Origin of the sequence: Actinomadura macrotermitis, from assembly GCF_009604375.1 — a bacterium.
Classification (GTDB): Bacteria; Actinomycetota; Actinomycetes; order Streptosporangiales; family Streptosporangiaceae; genus Spirillospora; species Spirillospora macrotermitis.
The window spans coordinates 1,539,017-1,555,764 of the sequence record NZ_WEGH01000002.1 but is presented as its reverse complement, the minus strand read 5'-3'; the positions used below and the strand labels follow the sequence as shown (position 1 = coordinate 1,555,764).

The following is a 16,748-nucleotide window of genomic DNA, read 5'->3' as shown; positions in this document are numbered from 1 at the left end:
TGGGGTGACCATTCAGGACATCCCCACCACCCGTCCGCTGTTGACCCGCCCGCTGGTGCTGGTGTTCGCCGTGCTGACGGGTTCGCTCGTGTCGTTCTTCCTGCTGATGCCGGTCGTGCCGCTGTACGTGGCGGCGCACGGCGCGGGCGGCGGCGGCGCGGGCCTGTGCACCGGCGCGATGATGCTGACGACGGTGCTGGCCGAGCCTTTCGTGCCGCGCCTGATGGCGCGGCTGGGGTCGCGGACGGTCGTGGCGGCCGGGCTGGTCCTGATGGGTGTCCCGGCCCTCGCGCTGCCCCTGTCCGGCGGCCTGCCGCTCGTCCTGGCCGTCTGCCTGGTCCGCGGCGTGGGCTTCGGGGTGCTGATGGTCGCGGGCGTCACGCTGGTCGCCGAGATCGCGCCGGCCGGCCGCCGCGACGAGGCGCTCGGCCTGTACGGGGTGGTCGTCGGGCTCCCGGGGATCGTGGTGCTGCCGCTCGGCGTCTGGCTGAGCGAGCGCGCCGGCTACACCCCCGTCTTCATCGCGGGCGCGGCGGCGGCGCTGGCGGCGCTGGTGTGCGTGGCCGGGCTGCCCGCGCTGCCGCCGCCGCCCGCGCACGCCGCCGGGGTCGTGGCGGCGCTGCGCCGGGGCGCCCTGGCCCGCCCGGCGCTGGTGTTCGGCGCCGTCACCCTCGTCGCGGGCGTCCTGCCGACGTTCCTGCCGCTCGCGGTCGCCGACCGCCATCTCGCCGCGGCGGCCCTGTTCGTCCACTCGTGCGTGATCCCCGTCGCCCGCTGGCTGGCCGGGCGGTACGGCTCGGCGCGGCTGCTGCTCGGCCCGGCCGTCGCGCTGGCGGCGGCAGGGACGGGCGCCCTGGTCTGGACGTCGTCGCCGGTGACGGTTCTGGCCGGGGTCGCCCTGTTCGGCGCCGGTTTCGGCATCGCGCAGAACGTCAGCCTGTCGCTGATGTTCGACCGTGCGGACCGCGCGGACTTCGGCGCCGTCAGCGCCCTGTGGAACCTCGCCTACGACGGCGGGATGGGCATCGGCGCGGTCGGGTTCGGGTTCGTGGTGTCCGGGTCCTCCTACGCGACGGGCTTCGCGGTGGCCGCCGCCGTCCTGGTCGCCGCCCTCGCCCCGGCCGTGTACGACCGGATCAGGGGGTGACGGCCAGGGCGCGGTTGACGGCCGCCTCGTGCAGACCGGCCAGGCGCAGGGCATCCGCGTGGGACAGGCGGGCGCCGGTTTCGTAGGCGGCGGTGTAGGCGGCATCGCCGAGTACAGCGCGCGCGCTGGACGCGACGTCGGATTCGTCGACGGGCACGCCTCGTAGAGCAGCAGCGGCGCCGAGCAGCCGTGCCGCCCCCTCTGCGTCGCCTTCCCCTAGCGCGAGCTCCGCGAGTGCGAGGACGCCGCGCGCGCTCTCGAAGGTGGCGCCGACCGTCGTTCCGGCCTCCACCGCCTCCAGGTAGCGGGCGCAGGCGGCGGCGGGGTCGCCCTCGGCGGCGGCGATCCGGCCGAGGCCGGTGAGAGCGCGCACCCGGTTCCCGACGCTCTTCATCCACGCCGGATCGAACCGGTCGAGCGCGTCGCGGTAGAGCCGCCCGGCGGCGGCGAGGTCGCCGTCACGGAACGCGGCGTCGCCGAGGCCGCGCAGCGCCGCCGCGAGGTAGGTGGGGCTGCCCGCGCGCCGCGCGAGCGCGGCGGCGGCCTCGTAGTCGGCGCGGGCGGCGGCCGGGTCGCGCTGGAAGTCGCCCCGGTTGCACAGCAGGTCGGCGCGGTCTTCCACAGCGCCGAGCCCCTCGGTGAGCGCGAGCGCCTCGTCGGTCAGCGCGAGCGCGCGGGCGTCGTCGCCGCGCAGCGCCGCGACGCCGGCGAGGGCGTCCAGCGTCATCGCCTTGCCCCAGTGGTCGCCGAAGGACGCGGCGGCCTCGGCGAACTCGCGCTCGGCCGCCTCCAGCCGCCCGGCGGCCAGTTCGGGGAACCCCAGCATCATGTGGGCGGCGGCGCGCGACCACGGGTGCGGGCCGTCCCGTTCGGCCGTGAGCAGGGCGAACGCGGCGCCGAGGTCGCCGTCCACGGCGTGGGCGAGCAGCCACCGGAACGCCAGGAACGGGTAGCGGCGGGAGCGGCTCGCCGTGAGCAGCCGGGCGGCGGCGTGCACCTGGTCCCGGTCGCCGCCCGCGACCAGGACGCACGCCACGTACTCCTCCTCCAGCCCCGGCCGCGGCGGCAGGCGCAGCAGTTCGGCCGCGAGCGACGCCGCCGCACCGGCGACCCCCTTTATCCACAGGTATGTGGATATCGAGCCGAGAAGTGGCAGGGCGATGTCCACAGCCTGTGCGCGGACGGCCCAGCGCAGCGCGGCCAGCAGGTTGTCGTGCTCGGCGGCGAGCACGCCGAGCCAGTGCGGCTGCCCCTCGTCGACCAGGTGCGGCGCGGCGGTCTGGGCGAGGGCGAGGAAGTGCTCGGCGTGGGCGCGCGAGGCGTCCTCACCTGGCTGCTCCACGGCATACGCGCGGATCGTTTCCAGCATCCGATACCGGCCGCCCGCGACCTCCAGCAGCGACTTGTCGACGAGCGATTCCAGGACGGCGTCCACGCCGGGCCCGCCGCAGACGGCCCGCGCGGACGCGGCCGTCGCGCCGCCCGCGAAGGCGGTGAACCGGTGCGCGACCCGCCGTTCGGGCTCGTCCAGCAGGTCCCAGCTCCACACGACGACGGCGCGCAGCGTGCGGTGCCGGGCGTCGCCGGCGCGGCTGCCGCGCGCCAGCAGCGCGAACCGGTCGTCCAGCCCGGCGGCGAGCGCGGCGACGTCCAGGGAGCGCAGCCGCGCGGCGGCCAACTCGATCGCGAGCGGCAGATCGTCCAGCGCCCGGCAGACCGCCCGCACCTGATCCCCGGGGATGAACCCGGGCCGGACGGCGGCGGCCCGGTCGGCGAACAGCCGCACCGCCGCGTCGCCGGGCAGCGGCCGGACGGGCCACAGGTGCTCGCCGGTGATCCCGAGCGCCTCCCGGCTCGTCGCCAGGACCCGCAGGTCAGGGCAGTCCGACAGCAGCCGCCACACCGCCCCGGCCGCCGCCTCCACCAGGTGCTCGCAGTTGTCGATCACCAGCAGCGGCGGCCGCTCGGCCAGCGCGGCGGCGGCGCGCGCCAGCGGGTCGGCCGCGGCCGGGGCGAGCAGGCCGGTCTCGGGCAGGCCGAGCGCGGCGAGGATCGCGCGCGGCAGATCGGCGGGGTCGCGCAGCGGGGCGAGCGCGACGAAGCACACCTCGCCGGGGTGCGCGGCGGCGGCCTCGACGGCCAGCCGGGTCTTGCCGACGCCGCCAGGGCCGAGCAGCGTGACCAGCCGGGCGGTGCGCAGCAGCCGGGCCACCGCCGCCAGGTCCTCGTCCCGGCCGACGAACCCGGTGAGCGGCGCGGGCGGCGCGGCAGGCCCGCCGCGCAGCAGCTCGCGGTGCAGCCCGGCGAGGCCGGGCGAGGGGTCGGCGCCGAGCTCGTCGGCGAGCATCTGGCGAGTCTCGGCGAACGCGGCGAGCGCCTCGGCGGGCCGCCCCTCCGCGCGCAGCGCCCGCATCAGCAGCTCGCGCGCCCGCTCCCGCAGCGGATGCGCGGCGACCAGTTCGCGTAGTTCCGCGACGAGCCCGGTGGGCTCGCCGCGAGCGAGATCGGCCTCGATCCGGTCCTCGACGGCAGCAAGGCGGCGCTCGGCCAGGCGCGCCCCCGCCGGATGATCGGGAAAGTCGGCGAACGCCTCGCCGCGCCAGAGGCCGAGCCCCTCGCGCAGCAGCACGGCGGCTCGCGCCGGGTCACCCGCGCGCAGCGCAGCACGGCCCTCGTCCGCCAGCCGCTCGAACCGGCCAGCGTCCACATCTTCGGGCGCCGCCGCGACCCGGTATCCGGCGGGGGTGTGCTCGACCGGAACCGCGCGGCGCAGCCGCGACACCTGCGCCTGCAGCGCATTGCCCGCCTCCGGGTCGCCGTACAGGTCCTCGATCAGCCGCCCGGCCGGGACGGCCTCCCCGGGCCGGGCGAGCAACAGCGCGAGCAGCGCCCGCCGCGCCGGGCCGCCGAGCATGACCTCGGTGCCGTCGTCGTGCCAGGCGCGCGTCTCCCCTAGCACCCCGAATCGCATACCGGGGATTATCGGGCGGGCAGGCTCCGCGCCGCGAGCGCGACCCCGGCGGCGACGGCCGCCACGCAGGCCAGCCCCGCCAGCGGCACCGCCCAGTGCCCGGCGAACGTGCAGGCCAGCACCAGCACGGCGGCGACGGGCAGCACGGACTGCTCGGCCGCGTCCCGCTTGACGTGCCGGGCGTGCAGCGCCCAGACCGTCACCAGGTACAGCGCCGCCGGGACCGTCACCGCACCGGATGCGACCGGCGTGGACACGTGCGCCTTGTGCTCGGTCTCCTCCACCGCGACCTCCAGCCCGGCGCCGATCGCCGCCGCCGACGCGAAGATCAGGTAGTGCCCGTAGCCCCAGGCGAGCGCGCGGCGGGTGGACGTCAGGTGCCCGGCGACCGGCGCCGCGAAGTAGATCCAGAACGCCGCGAACACGATGAGCAGGCCGCCCGCCGCGATCGGCAGCAGATGCACCAGGCCCGCCTGGTCGTCCAGCGCGCTCTGCACCGCCACGGTCGCGGCGGTGACCGTCTCGCCGATCACGATGATGGTGAACAGCCCGTACCGCTCGGCGATGTGGTGCGGGTGCCAGTTCGTGCGCCGGGCCCGCTCGGCGACCACCGGCACCGCCAGCTCGCCGATGACGCCGATCGCGAAGCCCCACCACACGAAGCCGTGCGGCAGGAACAGCAGCAGCACCCACCACGCCTGCACGAGCGCCAGCCCGGCGGCGTAACGCAGCGCGACGACGCGGGCCGCGCCCGTCTCGCCGGACGCCGCGCGCAGCCACTGGAAGCACATGGCCAGCCGCATGACGATGTATCCGGCGACCGCGATGGACAGGTCGGCGTGCTCGAACGCGCGCGGGATCCCGGCGGCCAGCACCAGCACGCCCGCGATCTGCACCAGTGTCGTGATCCGGTACAGCGGCCCGTCGTCGTCGTAGGCCGAGGCGAACCAGGTGAAGTTCATCCACGCCCACCAGATGGCGAAGAACACCACTGCGTAACCGCCGACGCCGTGCGCGACGTGATCGTCGGCCACCGCGTGCACCAGCCGCGCGCCCGCCTGCGCGACGGCGGTCACGAAGCACAGGTCGAAGAACAACTCCAGCGGGGTGGCGGTCCGGTGCCTCTCGTCGGGGCTGCGCGCGGGCAGGCCCGGCAGGAGCCCTCCGGCTCGGGGCGGCGGCGATCCGTTCGGCGGCACACGATCCTCCGGGTTTTCGGGCATACCTAAGCCGCCGCCCGGACCCCGCGAATGTTACGGAGAGTCACCAGCAATAACTCACCCCGCGACCCGGACAACGGTGGGAAACAACTGTAATGCCGCCACCCCTTCACCCGGCTGACCTGCGAGGTTATCGTTGAATCCCTCGCGAGCGCGCCGGTCCGCCGCCCCCGGATCCGGCGGCGCCCGCACCGAGGGAGGGGGGAGGCCGCCGGGCCCGAAAGAGTTCCCGCTCCCGGACCCGGCGGTCCCTCGGCTGCGTTTCGTCCATTTCCGGACGAAACCCGAAATCTCCTGCGCGACGCCATTAACGCCGCCATGATGGGCCGCTCCTCTTCGAGAACGGCCACATCAGGGGGCATGAATGACGCTCGACCTTCCCAAAGGGGGGAACGCGCCTCTTCCGGGCGCTCACTGCCGTATCACCATCGCCGCCGCGCATGTTCCGGTCGACGTGTCGGCCGTCCTGCTGAACTCCGACGGCAAGGTGCGGGGCGACGACGATCTGGTGTTCTACAACCACCCCGTCCAGGACGGGATCACCGTCTCCGGGAACATCGTGACGGCGGACCTGCACCGCGTCCCGGCCGAGGTGGAGCGGATCGCGGTCGTGGCGAGCATCGACGTCGGCCATCCGCACGCCCGCTTCGACGCGCGCAGCACGCCGCGCGCGAGCTTGGAGAGCGGCACGGCGCGCCTGGCGTTCGCCCCGCCGCCGATGAGCGACGGCGAGACCGTGGCGGTCCTGGTCGAACTGTACCGGCGCGCGGGCGGCTGGAAGGTCCGGGCCGTCGGGCAGGGGTGGTCCAACGGGCTGGCCGGCCTGGCCGCGAGTTTCGGCATCGTCGTGGACGACCCCGGCCCGGCCGCGCCCGCCCCGGCGGCGCCCGCGCCCGCACGGCCGCTCGGGCGGGTCGACCTGGTCAAGGGCGGCCAGGCCACGATCAACATGCGCAAGGACGAACCCGGCCTCGTCATCACCGCCTCCCTGGAATGGGACGGCGGCAGCGGGCTCCGCCGCCGGGCCGGCGCGGACCTGGACCTGTACGCCCTCTGCGTTCCCCGCGGCCACGTCACCCCCAAGGGCGCCCGGCCGGTGAAATCGGAGGAGGTCGTCTACTACCGGCGGCTCGGCTCGGCCACCGAACCGCCCTACATCGCCCTGGACGGCGACGCCCGCGCACCCGGGCGGGAGACCATCACCATCCGCCGGCCCGATCTGCAGGGCTACGTCCTTATCTGCGCCTACAGCGCGGTGGAGAACGGCACCGGGTCGTTCAAGTCCTACGGCGCCCGCGCCGTGGTCACCGACGGGCGCGGATCGACCGTCACCGCGCCGCTCTTCAGCAACCGCAACCTGTCCTACTGGGTCGCCATCGCCCTCATCGACTTCACCGTCCCGGGCGGCGTCGAGATCAGGCACGTGGAGAAGTACAGCGGGAACCACCAGGAGGCCCGCCCCGCGCTGTACTCCAACGGCAACTTCCGGATGAGCAGCGGGCCCGTCGAGTTCAAGGGCGGGTGAGCCCCGGCCCGGCCGGCATTGACTACCCTGCTTCGAGGACCTCGGAGAAAGGGCGGGCATGACCGGACAGGCGCGACCGATCACACTGGTGGGGACGCCGGTGCTGCACCAGCCGTGCAGGCCGGTGGAGGCGTTCGACGACGCGCTCGCCGAACTCGTCGACGACATGTTCGCCAGCATGTACGCCGCGAACGGCGTCGGCCTCGCCGCCAACCAGATCGGCGTCGACCTGCGCGTGTTCGTCTACGACTGCCCCGACGAGGAGGACGTGCCGCGCAAGGGCGTCGTGGTGAACCCGACGCTGGTGCTGCCCGAGGCGGCGGACCGGCGGCTCGACGACTCCGACGAGGGCTGCCTGTCGGTGCCCGGCCCGCACGCCCCGCTGGCCCGCCCCGACCACGCCGTCTGCCACGGCTTCGACGTCAAGGGCGAGCCGGTCACCGTGCACGGCAGCGGGCTGCTCGCCCGCTGCCTCCAGCACGAGACCGACCACCTGGAGGGCCGCCTGTACATCGACCGCCTCTCCGCCCGCCGGCGCAAGCGGGTGCTGCGCGAGATGGCGGAGGCTCAGGCGGAGGCGGGCACCTCGGCCGAGTAGGGCGGCGCGGGCTCGTACTGGATGTAGCGCTGCACGGCCCGCGCGTGGTCGCGGCCGTGCAGGTGCCCGACCAGCCAGAGCGCCATGTCGATGCCGGCCGAGACGCCCTGGCTGGTGATCAGGTCGCCGTCCACCACGTAGCGGGCGTCGCGGACGACGGTGACGTCATCGTGGGCGTCCAGGGAGTCCTCCGCGCTCCAGTGCGTGGCGACGCGGCGGCCCTTGACGACGCCGGCGGCGTGCAGCAGCACCGCGCCTGAGCAGACGCTGGTCGTCCACGCCACGTCCTGCGCGGTGCGGGCGATCCACGGCTTCAGCGCCGAGTCGTCGCGGGCGGCCTCCAGCCGGGCGCCGACGCCGCCGGGGACCAGCAGGACGTCCAGCGGCGGGTGGTCGTCCAGGGTGCGGTCGGGCAGCACCCGCATGCCCTTGGCGGACCGGACGGGCCCGGCCCCCTCGGCGATCAGGACGGCGGTGTCGCGGTCCTCGCGCAGCATCGACGAGGCGGTGAACACCTCCCACGGGCCGGCGTAGTCCAGCTCCTCGGCCCCATCGAAGATCAGCAGTCCGTACGTGGTCATGCGTGCTCCTTCAAAGCTCGGAATCGTTCGCGGTAGTCGGAGGGGGCCACGCCCACCTGCCGGTGGAAGGCGCGGCGCAGGGTCTCGCCGGTGCCGAAGCCGAGCCGCCGGGCGAGGGCCTCGACGGGCTCGTCCCCCTCGGCCAGGGCCCGGCCCGCCGCCTCCACCCGCACCCGCTCCACGTACGCGGCGGGCGGCATGCCCACCTCGCCGGTGAAGCGGCGCTGCAGGTGGCGCGGGCTCAGCCCGGCGCACTCGGCCAGGTCGGCGATGCTGTGCCGGCCGCCGGGGTCGGCCTGCACGGTCTGCACCACGTCGCGGATCGGGTCGGACTTCGGCCGCACCGCCCACAGCGAGACGCCGAACTGCGACTGGCTGCCGGGGCGGCGCAGGAACATCACCATCTCCCGGGCCGCGTCGTAGGCGACCTCGTGGCCGTGGTCGTCCTCGACCAGGGCGAGCGCCAGGTCCATGCCGGCCGTCACGCCGGCGGAGGTCCACACGTCGCCGTCCCGGATGAAGATCGGATCGCAGTCCACGGTGACCCGCGGATAGGTCTCCCGCAGCTGGCGCTCGCGGGCCCAGTGCGTGGTGACGCGGCGGCCGTCCAGCAGGCCCGTCTCGGCCAGCAGGAAGGCGCCGCTGCACACCGACGCCGTCCGGCGGGCCTTTCCGGCCGCCGCCGTGAGCCAGCCGGTGAGCCGCTCGTCGCGGCAGGCCGCCTCGACGCCCCGGCCGCCGGAGACGATGACGGTGTCGGCGCCGCCGTCCGGCAGCCCTTCGGCGTGCACGAGCAGCCCGCTGCTGGACCGGACCGGGCCCGGCTCGGCCGCGACGACCCGGCAGTCGTAGCGGCCCGTGTACTGGAAGACCTCGAAGGGGCCGGTCAGGTCGAGCGACTGGAACCCGTCGAAGATCACGAAGGCGACGCGGTGCATGCCTCCAGCCTGGGCGAACGCCGGAGATGGCGTCAACGACGCCTACCCCACCGATCGCGCCATCGAAAAATATGCCTTGACACCCGTGATCTTGTGGTTAATATCTGAGGCATGAAGCTTTGATTCCTCCGGTTGAGCCGCCGCGCCTTTCGCGGCCCGCTCCCGCATCCCTCGCGCCATAGCCGCTGATTTTCGCCGTCCTGCCTGCTCACGCGGGTCCGAAGGCATGCGTCCGGCGCGCTCTCCACCCTTTCCATCGGCCCTTTCGCGGCCGAATTCCAGCTTGCCCGGAGGTCTGTTTTGCGCACCCCGATTCAGGAGAACAACAACGCCTTCCCCGTCGCCAAGAAGGGGAAGAAGAACAAGTCCGACGTCCGGTCGGCGGCGTTCGCCAACACCCGGCGCAACGTGCGGCAGCTGCCGACGCGGCAGCTCAACCGCGGACGCTGAACTCCGCCCACACGATGGTCCGCGCCCCGTCGGCGCGGTAACCCCAGGCGCCGGCCAGGGCGTCGACGATCCGCATGCCCCGGCCGCTCTCGGCGCCCGCCCCCGCGTCCCGCACGCGGGGGCGGGCGCCGCGCGCGCCGTCGTCGGCGACCTCCAGCCGGTAGAACCCGTCCCCCGCCGCGAGGACGATCGTGACCAGGCCGCCCTCCCGCCCCGACGCGGTGTGCGTGATCGCGTTGCAGACGGTCTCGCTGCCCACGGTGACCAGGTCGTCGAGCACGTCCCCGCCCTCGGGCAGCAGATCGCGCAGGAACCGGCGGGCCGAGCCCACCGACCGCTCCACCCCCGGCAGCGTGATCGCGCCGAGCACCGTCACAGGTCCGCCGCGATCCGCCGGGCCACCGCCGTCAGCGGCTCCGGATCGAGCGGCCGGCCGCGCCACATGAGCCGCCACCGCTCGCCCGGCGTGATCGCCGCCAGGACGGCCTCCTGGCGCCCGCCCGCGCTCGTCACCCACAGGACCGCCTCCCCGTTGCCGGGCATGAGCAGCGCCGTGGTCACCGGCACCGTCCGCAGCTCCCATGCCAGCCCGACCAGCAGCTCGAATCGCGTCTTCGTGGCCCACACCGGCGGCTCCCTTCGCGTTGTTTCGGAGTCGCCGTCACCTTCGCTGTACGTTTGGGGTGCTGTCCGATGTTCACGCCCCGACTGAACTTTTTTCGTCGTGAACGTTCAGTCGGCCGCTGTTCTCACCCGTCCGGCCACCCTCCGTGACACGCTGGGCAGATGCCCCCGTCGGGAACCCAGCCCTCCGTGCGCCTGCGCCGGATCGGATCGGCGCTCCGCAAGGCCCGCGAGGCCAGCGGGATGACGATCGAGACGGCCTGTCGGCGCTATGGCCGCTCCAAGGGGTGGCTGAGCACGCTGGAGAACGGACTGCACTCGATCGAGCCGCAGGAACTCACGGACCTGCTGGACTTCTACGGGGTGCCGCCGGGCCCCCTCCGCGAGTCCCTGCTGCACCTGGCCGCCCGCACCAACGGCAAGGGCTGGGAACGCCCCTACGAGGGCCACATCTCAGCTGCCGCCTTGGACTTCATGAGTTTGGAGCAGGACTCCGTTCTGATCCGCAACTACGAGGCTTGCGTAGTCCCTGGCTTGATGCAAACGTACGACTACGCCCGTGCCCTCTTCAGCCTTCAGTTGTCCGAAACGGCCAAAAGGACGGGGGCGCTGCTCGACTTCCGCATGGACCGCCAACGGATCATGACCGGCCCCCATCCGCCGCACTTCATCTCCGTCATCAGCGAGTCAGTGCTGTTTCACGAGGTAGGCGGCCCGGAAGTCATGCTCGGCCAGATCAACCGAATCGCCGAGATGGCCCGCTGGAGCCACGTGCATCTGCGAATCATCCCGCAGGAAGCAGGCATTTACCTGGGCATCGCCTCACCGTACGTCCTCCTGACACTGCGCCCTCCGGGAGCCCTCACCGTCAGCGTGCTCGAACAGTTCGCGAAATCGGTCTTCGTGGACAACGAGCACCAAGTCGCGGAACATGAAAGGGCGTTCGAGCAACTGCTCGAAGGGGCACTCGACGAGGAGAGTTCTCTGGCGCTGGTAGAGGAACTGGCTGCACAGCAACCGGCCAGCCCGCGCAACGTACCTCGGAACCGGCGGCACTGGAGACAGCAACGCCGGCCATCTGGGCAAGGACAGTCACACCATCCGAGATGAAGGATCTTCCATGCAGGTGACAACTGCCTGGCGCAGGAGTAGCCACAGTTCGCATCCGGAGGGCAACTGCGTCGAACTAGCCCAAGCCTGGCGCAAGAGCAGCCACAGCACCCCGGACGAAGGAGAGTGCATCGAGGTAGGTGCAGGCAGCCACCTGATCGCCGTCCGCGACTCCAAGGACCCCACGGGCCCCGTCCTCGCGCTCGCCCCCGCCACCTGGCGCGCCCTCCTCACCGACATCAAAGCCGACGCCACCATCTGACACACCCCACCCCCATGGCCAGTCAGCCCAGCGGGGTTCGCCGTCGCTGAACCCGTCACGCTCCCCTGCTGGACACCGCCCACGACACCACAGCCCCAGGGCGGCCCGTCCTCGCCCCCGAGCACGGCGAGCGCGGGCAGGTCGGAGGCCGAAGGGCCCCTGCGCTGGTCAGGCGCGGGTGGCCGGACAGCGCTCCCCGCTCACGCCGACGGCGTCGGCGCACGTCCCGCCGCCGCGATCGGCAGGCCATCGGCCAGCCCCCATACGTCCTGCGCAGGGTTCGCAGTCGATGCCTCCGGACGCGCAGCACAACCTGATCGCCGCCTACGGCACCAAGAACCCTGCCGCGGGCCAAGCCTCCGGGCGAACTCACCGCCAACCTCCCGGCCACGTCGCCCGCCGAGCACGAGCAGCCACAGTTCACACCCCCAGGGCAAATGCGTCGAAGCGGGCGCAGACAACCACCTGACCGCCGTCCGCGACTTCAAAGTCCCCGCCGGGCCCGTCCGCGCCGCCCGGCGCGCCCGTGTCATGGCCTCAAGGCCGACACCACCACTGACATCCACACCTTGCCTGGCGGGTTCAGTGTCGCTGTGCCCGATCGTGCACGCACCGATCGATCCACCCGGCGCGGTACTCACGCGACGCCGTCACGCTGGAAGAGATCTCGGGCGGGACGGGCCAGACGGGCGAGGAGCTTCCTGCCGATCGATCATGCTCGAACCCGTAGAGCAAGCCGCAACGTTCCCGCAAGGAAGTGGAGCCGCTGATCGCATAGCTGCTGAGAACGAGCCGTTCGCCGGGAACAGGCGGCGGGCTTTGCGTCATTTCTTTCGCCGCGATGCCGTAGCCCAGTTTCCACGCGGCCGTGCTTTCGCGAACCGGTGATCCGAGAACGCTGTCGGCCGAGAACAGGAGCACCAGCGCGGCGCCGGCGGATGCCGCCGTCACCGCGTCCCGCCGCCTGAAGATCACCGCAAGACCCTACAACCCACGCCACCGGCTCGGTGAGCGCCGGCGAAGGGGCGGGCCAGGCTTACCGCGCACCTCGAAGGGCAGCTTTCGGCCTGGTCCGTGTGGCTTCTTCACCTCACGCGGAGATGTTCGTGCCGAACGTGCGGCCGACCCGTTCCCCAGGTCCCGCGAAGGTCGCCCTGCGGCGCGTCACCGCGTCCTGCATGCCCAACGACCTCGGCGTCGGGCTACGAGGTGGCGACGCCCCTGGCCGCCCAACAGCAGGCCCTGGTGTTCGCACACGCCCTGACACATCGGCCAGGCCCCGCCGTCCCGGACGGCGCGGGCAGGGCCAGAGACCGAAGGATCACCACCACAGGGCTTGGACACGCTGGTCAGGTGCGGGTGGCCGAACAGTTGCACCCGCTCACGGCCTCGGTGCCCGCGCACGTCCCGCCGCAGCCGCGCCGTTTGCGGTGCGCGGCCCAGGTGAAGGCGGACGCTGCCGCGATCGCCGCGAGCGGCAGGCCGTCGGTCAGCAGCACCGCCGTGTTCCGGTGGCACCCCTGACCGGCTCTTGCGCCCCGCCGCGCCGTCGTGAATTGATCGCGGTGGAGGAGGTGCGATGGGAAAGATTCCGGGAGCACGGGCGGAGTTGGACAGGCTCGGCGGTGTCATGCGCTCGGAGCTGTTCGACCTGGTGGGGCGGTTGACCCCGGAGGCGGCGCCCGCGGTCGAGGCCGTACGGCTCGAGTATCCGGGGGTCGCCGACTGGCATGAGCCGCTGCGGTTCGACCACAGGGCGACGATCCGTGGCGCCCGGCCCCAAGACGTATCGCCGGAGGAGATGGCCCGGCGGGCGGTCGAGGCGTTCGCCGCGGCGGGCTGGACGGTGGAGGAGGAGGTCGCCGACGCGATCCTGGTCACCGGCCGCAGCGAGGACATCACGATCAAGGTCCGGGTGTCGGTGGTCTCTCCCGTGGTGCTGTACATGGCCGGCACTCCGGCGATGGCGCTCGACACACCGCAGCCACGGGTCCGGCCCGAACCGCTGAAGAGCGCCGGCAACCTGTCCCCCGGTTATGCGCTGTGTTACGAGTGCGACGGCCTGGGGCTGTGCCCGGCGTGTTACGGGCGCGGCTGGGTGCCGGACGAGGAACGCGGACGGCGGCATTGTCCGGAGTGTCAGATCGTCCCGGTGTGCCCAATTTGCCGTGGCGCGGGCGAGCTGTACGTGGCAACGCTGCAGTACTTCGAGAAGGGCTATTACCCGGATCACTTTCCCCCGGAGGGCGACGCCTAGCACCCGGTCCGCTATCGCCGTTCACCGTTCGGTCGCCGCCCGCGGGCCGTCGCGGTGTCAGCGCGGCCTGACGCCGGACGATCCCCGGCTGATCTTCCGTCACGCGTGCGGTGTTCTTGCGCGTGGTGCAGGAGCCAGCCGCCGGTGCCGGAGCCGCATTCTCGGCGGCGATCTGCCGGTAGGTCAGGCCCTGGGGGCACAGCCGCGCGGCGCGGGACAGGAACTCCTTGCGCGGCTCGGCGACGATGCGGCGGATCTGCCTGGGGAGACGCCGAACTGCGCGGCGCTCATGACAGCGCTTCGGCCGGCAGGGCGGCCCGATCCAGCCGGGTCGCGCGGGTCCGGTCGGCCTCGCGTTCGGGCTCGGCGACCTTGGCGCCGCGCAGCCTGATCGTTGCCTGCGGCACCAGGAACCCCGCTGATCCGTCCTCGCGCCCGCACCCGACGCGACCCGCATCATGCGGCGGGCCGAGCTCTCCGGGCGAACTCACCGCCAACGCCCGGGCCCAACGGCCGTCCCGCCCGCCGAGCGCGAGCGTGATCAGAGGACGGAGGGTCTCTGGGGGCCTGGTCGCGCCGGTCAGGCGCGGGTGGCCGAACACTTGCACCCGCTCACGTCCTCGGTGCCCGCGCACGACCCGCCGCAGCCGCGGCGCTTGCGGTACGCGGCCCAGGCGAAAGCGGCCACGGCCGCCAGCGCCGCCGCGAGTGGCAGGCCGTCGGCCAGCAGCACCGCCGTCCCGCCGCTCAGCACCCCGGCGGCGGTCAGCACCGGCAGCGCGCAGCAGGCCGCGCACGCCGCCGCCGCCAGGATGCCCAGCCCGGGTCCGGTCCTCTTCATCGTGGCTGCTCCTCGGAATCGGCGAGTTCGGCGAACGGCAGCGGGCAGCACGGCTGGTCCGCGCACGTCAGCAGGTCGTCGCAGCCGGCGTCGATGGCCTGCCGCAGCGTGGTGCGGACGACCTCCAGGTCGGCCATGCGCCGCTCGACCTCGGCCAGCTTGACCCGGGCGCGCTCCTGAAGCCCGGCGTCGGGCCGCCGGTGCCGGTGCGTCCCGGCCTCCAGCAGGTCGGCGACCTCCTCCAGGGTGAACCCCAGCCGCTGCGCGGTCTTGATCACCCGCAGCAGCGTCACCGCCCCGGCCGGGTAGAGCCGGTGCCCGCCCGGCGACCGCTCCGGCTCGGCCAGCAGGCCGCGCCGCTCGTAGTAGCGCAGCGTCTGCGGGTTCACCCCGGCCGCCGCCGCGACCTGCCCGCTCCGCAGCCCCGGCTGCGCGGTCATGCCCGGCCTCCGACGGCCTTGCGGGCGCGCTCGGCCAGGGCCGCCACCACCCCGGCGTGCTCGTCGGCGGCGTCGATCTCCAGCATCAGCTCGCCGCCTGCGGCGGTCAGGGTGAAGGTGAAGAACGAGCAGCATCCCGTCTCACGCGCCGCCAGCTCGGCCGCGCGGCCGGCCACCTGCGGCTCGGCCCGCAACCGCAACCGCACCCGTCCGGGCGCCACCTGGCGCACTTCGGTGACGGCGTCGGCGAACAGCGCGTCGAACTCCGCCTCCCGCAACGGCCGCTCGGCCGTCGGCAGCGTGCACGCCTGCGGCGCCCAGCCCTGGCCCGCCTGTGTCTGCTCCATGTCCCGACGGTAAGCCTGTACCTCGGTACCGGATGCAAGCCCTGGCCGCGCCTACTTCCGCACGCGGAAGCGGAGCGTCGTGACGGCGCCCGACCGGGTGCTGCTGAAAGGTTCCAGGTCGATCCTGCCGAGGCCCGGGGGCGAGAAGCGGACGCCGTCGCCCAGGAGCAGCGGCAGGACGTACACCAGGATCTCGTCGACGAGCCCGTGCCGCAGGCACTGGGCGGCCACGTCGGCCCCGAGGATCTCCAGGTTCTTGCCGTCCGCGGCGCCGCGCGCCGTGGCAACGGCCTCCTCGAGTCCGCAGGTGAGGAAGGTGAAGGCAGGGGCCGGGTCGGCGGGAGGCTCGTGCGTGAGGACGAACCGCGCTCCCCCGTCGTAGGTGTTGTCCTGGGGCTCCATGCGCCTGGCGACCTCGTACGTGCCCCGGCCGATGAGCATGGCGCCCGTGGCCGCCATGACCTCCGGGACATCGGCCGGGGTCAGGTACTCGCCGATCCAGTCCATCGCGTGGTCAGGGCCGGCGATGAAGCCGTCCAGCGACATCGCCCGGTTCACGACCACTTTGCCGGTGCCGAAACCCACGTCGCTCATGCGTCTTCTCCACGGATGCTGACGGCCGGCGGTTCGGCGAGCGACAGGCTGTTCCCGTCCGGGTCCAGCACGACGACGTGCCGCACGCCGTTGCTGTAGGTCTCCACGGGTTCGTGGCCGATGCCGTGCGCGGCCAGCCGCTCCAGGATGGTGTCGAGGCCGGTCACGCCGAGCGTGACCATGGCCATGCCGACCCGCCCGGCGCGTACCTCCCGGTCATCGACGACGATCCAGGCGTTCTCCCCGACCTGCCACAGGTGCTCCGCGCCGATGACCTCGTCCGCCGGCCGTCCGAAGAACACCCCGAACCACTCCCGCGCCTTGGTGCGGTCGCGCACCGGCATGATGCTGTACAGATCCACTCGGACCACTCCCCTTCGAGGGGACCGACCGCGCCGGTGACCGAAACTCATCGGGGAACGGCCGAGAGTCCGAGGTCAGGACTTGTCGCGCTGCTCCTTGAGGCGCAGTTCCTCGCGGCGGACCTCGGCCAGGCTGGCGCGCTCGCGCTGCAGCCACTCGGGGTTCTCGGCCTTCAGCGCCTCGATCTCGGCGGTGGTGAGGGGGCCCGTGATGCCCGCGCGGGCCAGGCCCGAGGCGGAGACGCGGAGCTTGGCGGCGATGACCTGGCGGGGGTGGGGGCCCTCGCGGCGCAGCTCGGCGAGCCAGGCGGGCGGGTCGGCCTGGAGCGCGTTCAGCTCGTCCCGGGAGACGGTGCCCTCCTGGAACTCGGCGGGCGCCGCCGACAGCAGGATCCCCAGCTTCTTGGCCGCAGTCACGGGCTTCATGGTCTGCGGGGACTTCGCCCTGGACGTGCTCATACCCCCAAGGGTAGCCAGCGGT

The 16,748-nt window shown here is 73.3% G+C and carries 21 protein-coding genes and 1 pseudogene; 8 read left to right on the top strand and 14 right to left on the bottom strand.

Translation table 11 applies throughout. From position 1 onward, the window contains the following. Positions 1-4 precede the first annotated feature (4 nt). Positions 5-1,147 (top strand): MFS transporter, encoded by a 1,143-nt coding sequence (locus ACRB68_RS19280; RefSeq protein WP_207709734.1) that lies wholly within the window; start codon positions 5-7, stop codon positions 1,145-1,147. On the opposite strand, the gene ACRB68_RS19275 is transcribed toward ACRB68_RS19280, so the two are convergent. Both ACRB68_RS19275 and ACRB68_RS19270 read right to left on the bottom strand, forming a co-directional pair. Next, positions 1,137-4,118, bottom strand: coding sequence for an ATP-binding protein (locus ACRB68_RS19275; protein ID WP_153534059.1), 2,982 nt, complete (start codon positions 4,116-4,118; stop codon positions 1,137-1,139). The genes ACRB68_RS19280 and ACRB68_RS19275 overlap by 11 nt on opposite strands. 8 nt (positions 4,119-4,126) lie before the next feature. Continuing rightward, positions 4,127-5,317, bottom strand: coding sequence for a low temperature requirement protein A (locus ACRB68_RS19270; protein WP_328594417.1), 1,191 nt, complete (start codon positions 5,315-5,317; stop codon positions 4,127-4,129). A gap of 385 nt (positions 5,318-5,702) precedes the next feature. Here ACRB68_RS19270 and ACRB68_RS19265 point away from each other — a divergent pair, with 385 nt between their 5' ends. Continuing rightward, positions 5,703-6,863 (top strand): TerD family protein, encoded by a 1,161-nt coding sequence (locus ACRB68_RS19265; RefSeq protein WP_153534055.1) that lies wholly within the window; start codon positions 5,703-5,705, stop codon positions 6,861-6,863. 58 nt (positions 6,864-6,921) lie between these two features. Next, positions 6,922-7,461, top strand: a complete 540-nt coding sequence (gene def, locus ACRB68_RS19260; protein WP_153534053.1) for a peptide deformylase — start codon at positions 6,922-6,924, stop codon at positions 7,459-7,461. Here def and ACRB68_RS19255 read toward each other — a convergent pair. Beyond that, on the bottom strand, positions 7,431-8,042 hold the full coding sequence (locus ACRB68_RS19255; protein WP_153534051.1) for a DJ-1/PfpI family protein: 612 nt from the start codon (positions 8,040-8,042) through the stop codon (positions 7,431-7,433). The two genes, def and ACRB68_RS19255, sit on opposite strands and share 31 nt — an antisense overlap. Beyond that, a complete protein-coding gene (locus tag ACRB68_RS19250; RefSeq protein ID WP_153534049.1) occupies positions 8,039-8,980 on the bottom strand; it encodes a GlxA family transcriptional regulator in 942 nt (313 codons plus the stop codon). The genes ACRB68_RS19255 and ACRB68_RS19250 overlap by 4 nt, the downstream gene beginning before the upstream one ends. Before the next feature lie 300 nt (positions 8,981-9,280). Between ACRB68_RS19250 and ACRB68_RS19245 the strand changes: the two genes are divergently transcribed. Next, positions 9,281-9,430: a hypothetical protein gene (locus tag ACRB68_RS19245; RefSeq protein WP_153534047.1), complete on the top strand. Its 150-nt coding sequence runs from the start codon at positions 9,281-9,283 to the stop codon at positions 9,428-9,430. Here ACRB68_RS19245 and ACRB68_RS19240 read toward each other — a convergent pair. Both ACRB68_RS19240 and ACRB68_RS42520 read right to left on the bottom strand, forming a co-directional pair. Next, positions 9,414-9,806 (bottom strand): ATP-binding protein, encoded by a 393-nt coding sequence (locus ACRB68_RS19240; protein WP_153534045.1) that lies wholly within the window; start codon positions 9,804-9,806, stop codon positions 9,414-9,416. The genes ACRB68_RS19245 and ACRB68_RS19240 overlap by 17 nt on opposite strands. Further along, entirely contained in the window at positions 9,803-10,057 is a 255-nt protein-coding gene (locus tag ACRB68_RS42520) for a hypothetical protein (RefSeq protein ID WP_153534043.1), read from the bottom strand. Before ACRB68_RS42520 ends, ACRB68_RS19240 begins: the two co-directional genes overlap by 4 nt. 186 nt (positions 10,058-10,243) lie before the next feature. On the opposite strand from ACRB68_RS42520, the gene ACRB68_RS19230 reads away from it, so the two are divergent. The 3 genes and pseudogenes from ACRB68_RS19230 to ACRB68_RS42835 form a co-directional block, all read left to right on the top strand. After that, on the top strand, positions 10,244-11,164 hold the full coding sequence (locus ACRB68_RS19230) for a helix-turn-helix domain-containing protein (protein ID WP_194293367.1): 921 nt from the start codon (positions 10,244-10,246) through the stop codon (positions 11,162-11,164). A gap of 10 nt (positions 11,165-11,174) precedes the next feature. Beyond that, positions 11,175-11,426 (top strand): DUF397 domain-containing protein, encoded by a 252-nt coding sequence (locus tag ACRB68_RS19225; RefSeq protein WP_153534039.1) that lies wholly within the window; start codon positions 11,175-11,177, stop codon positions 11,424-11,426. A 159-nt stretch (positions 11,427-11,585) separates the two neighbouring features. Then, positions 11,586-11,933: pseudogene (locus tag ACRB68_RS42835) on the top strand (DUF397 domain-containing protein); the annotation flags it as partial. A gap of 75 nt (positions 11,934-12,008) precedes the next feature. Here ACRB68_RS42835 and ACRB68_RS41370 read toward each other — a convergent pair. Further along, on the bottom strand, positions 12,009-12,401 hold the full coding sequence (locus ACRB68_RS41370) for a hypothetical protein (protein ID WP_235959441.1): 393 nt from the start codon (positions 12,399-12,401) through the stop codon (positions 12,009-12,011). A gap of 374 nt (positions 12,402-12,775) precedes the next feature. Beyond that, positions 12,776-12,925, bottom strand: coding sequence for a hypothetical protein (locus ACRB68_RS19215; protein WP_153534036.1), 150 nt, complete (start codon positions 12,923-12,925; stop codon positions 12,776-12,778). A gap of 80 nt (positions 12,926-13,005) precedes the next feature. On the opposite strand from ACRB68_RS19215, the gene ACRB68_RS19210 reads away from it, so the two are divergent. Continuing rightward, positions 13,006-13,683: a DnaJ-like cysteine-rich domain-containing protein gene (locus ACRB68_RS19210; RefSeq protein WP_153534034.1), complete on the top strand. Its 678-nt coding sequence runs from the start codon at positions 13,006-13,008 to the stop codon at positions 13,681-13,683. 580 nt (positions 13,684-14,263) lie between these two features. On the opposite strand, the gene ACRB68_RS19205 is transcribed toward ACRB68_RS19210, so the two are convergent. From ACRB68_RS19205 to ACRB68_RS19180, 6 genes are all read right to left on the bottom strand, one after another. Continuing rightward, positions 14,264-14,524 (bottom strand): hypothetical protein, encoded by a 261-nt coding sequence (locus ACRB68_RS19205; RefSeq protein ID WP_153534033.1) that lies wholly within the window; start codon positions 14,522-14,524, stop codon positions 14,264-14,266. Then, positions 14,521-14,964 (bottom strand): MerR family transcriptional regulator, encoded by a 444-nt coding sequence (locus ACRB68_RS19200; protein ID WP_153534031.1) that lies wholly within the window; start codon positions 14,962-14,964, stop codon positions 14,521-14,523. The genes ACRB68_RS19205 and ACRB68_RS19200 overlap by 4 nt, the downstream gene beginning before the upstream one ends. After that, entirely contained in the window at positions 14,961-15,311 is a 351-nt protein-coding gene (locus tag ACRB68_RS19195; RefSeq protein ID WP_153534029.1) for a hypothetical protein, read from the bottom strand. The genes ACRB68_RS19200 and ACRB68_RS19195 overlap by 4 nt, the downstream gene beginning before the upstream one ends. Positions 15,312-15,362: 51 nt before the next feature. Then, the gene (locus ACRB68_RS19190) at positions 15,363-15,905 is read right to left on the bottom strand and encodes a dihydrofolate reductase family protein (RefSeq protein WP_153534027.1); all 543 of its coding nucleotides are present in this window, start codon (positions 15,903-15,905) and stop codon (positions 15,363-15,365) included. Beyond that, complete coding sequence (locus tag ACRB68_RS19185; protein ID WP_207709733.1) at positions 15,902-16,267, bottom strand: VOC family protein; 366 nt, start codon at positions 16,265-16,267, stop codon at positions 15,902-15,904. The genes ACRB68_RS19190 and ACRB68_RS19185 overlap by 4 nt, the downstream gene beginning before the upstream one ends. A 75-nt stretch (positions 16,268-16,342) precedes the next feature. Next, positions 16,343-16,726, bottom strand: a complete 384-nt coding sequence (locus ACRB68_RS19180; RefSeq protein WP_153534023.1) for a DUF5997 family protein — start codon at positions 16,724-16,726, stop codon at positions 16,343-16,345. Between the last annotated feature and the right edge of the window lie 22 nt (positions 16,727-16,748).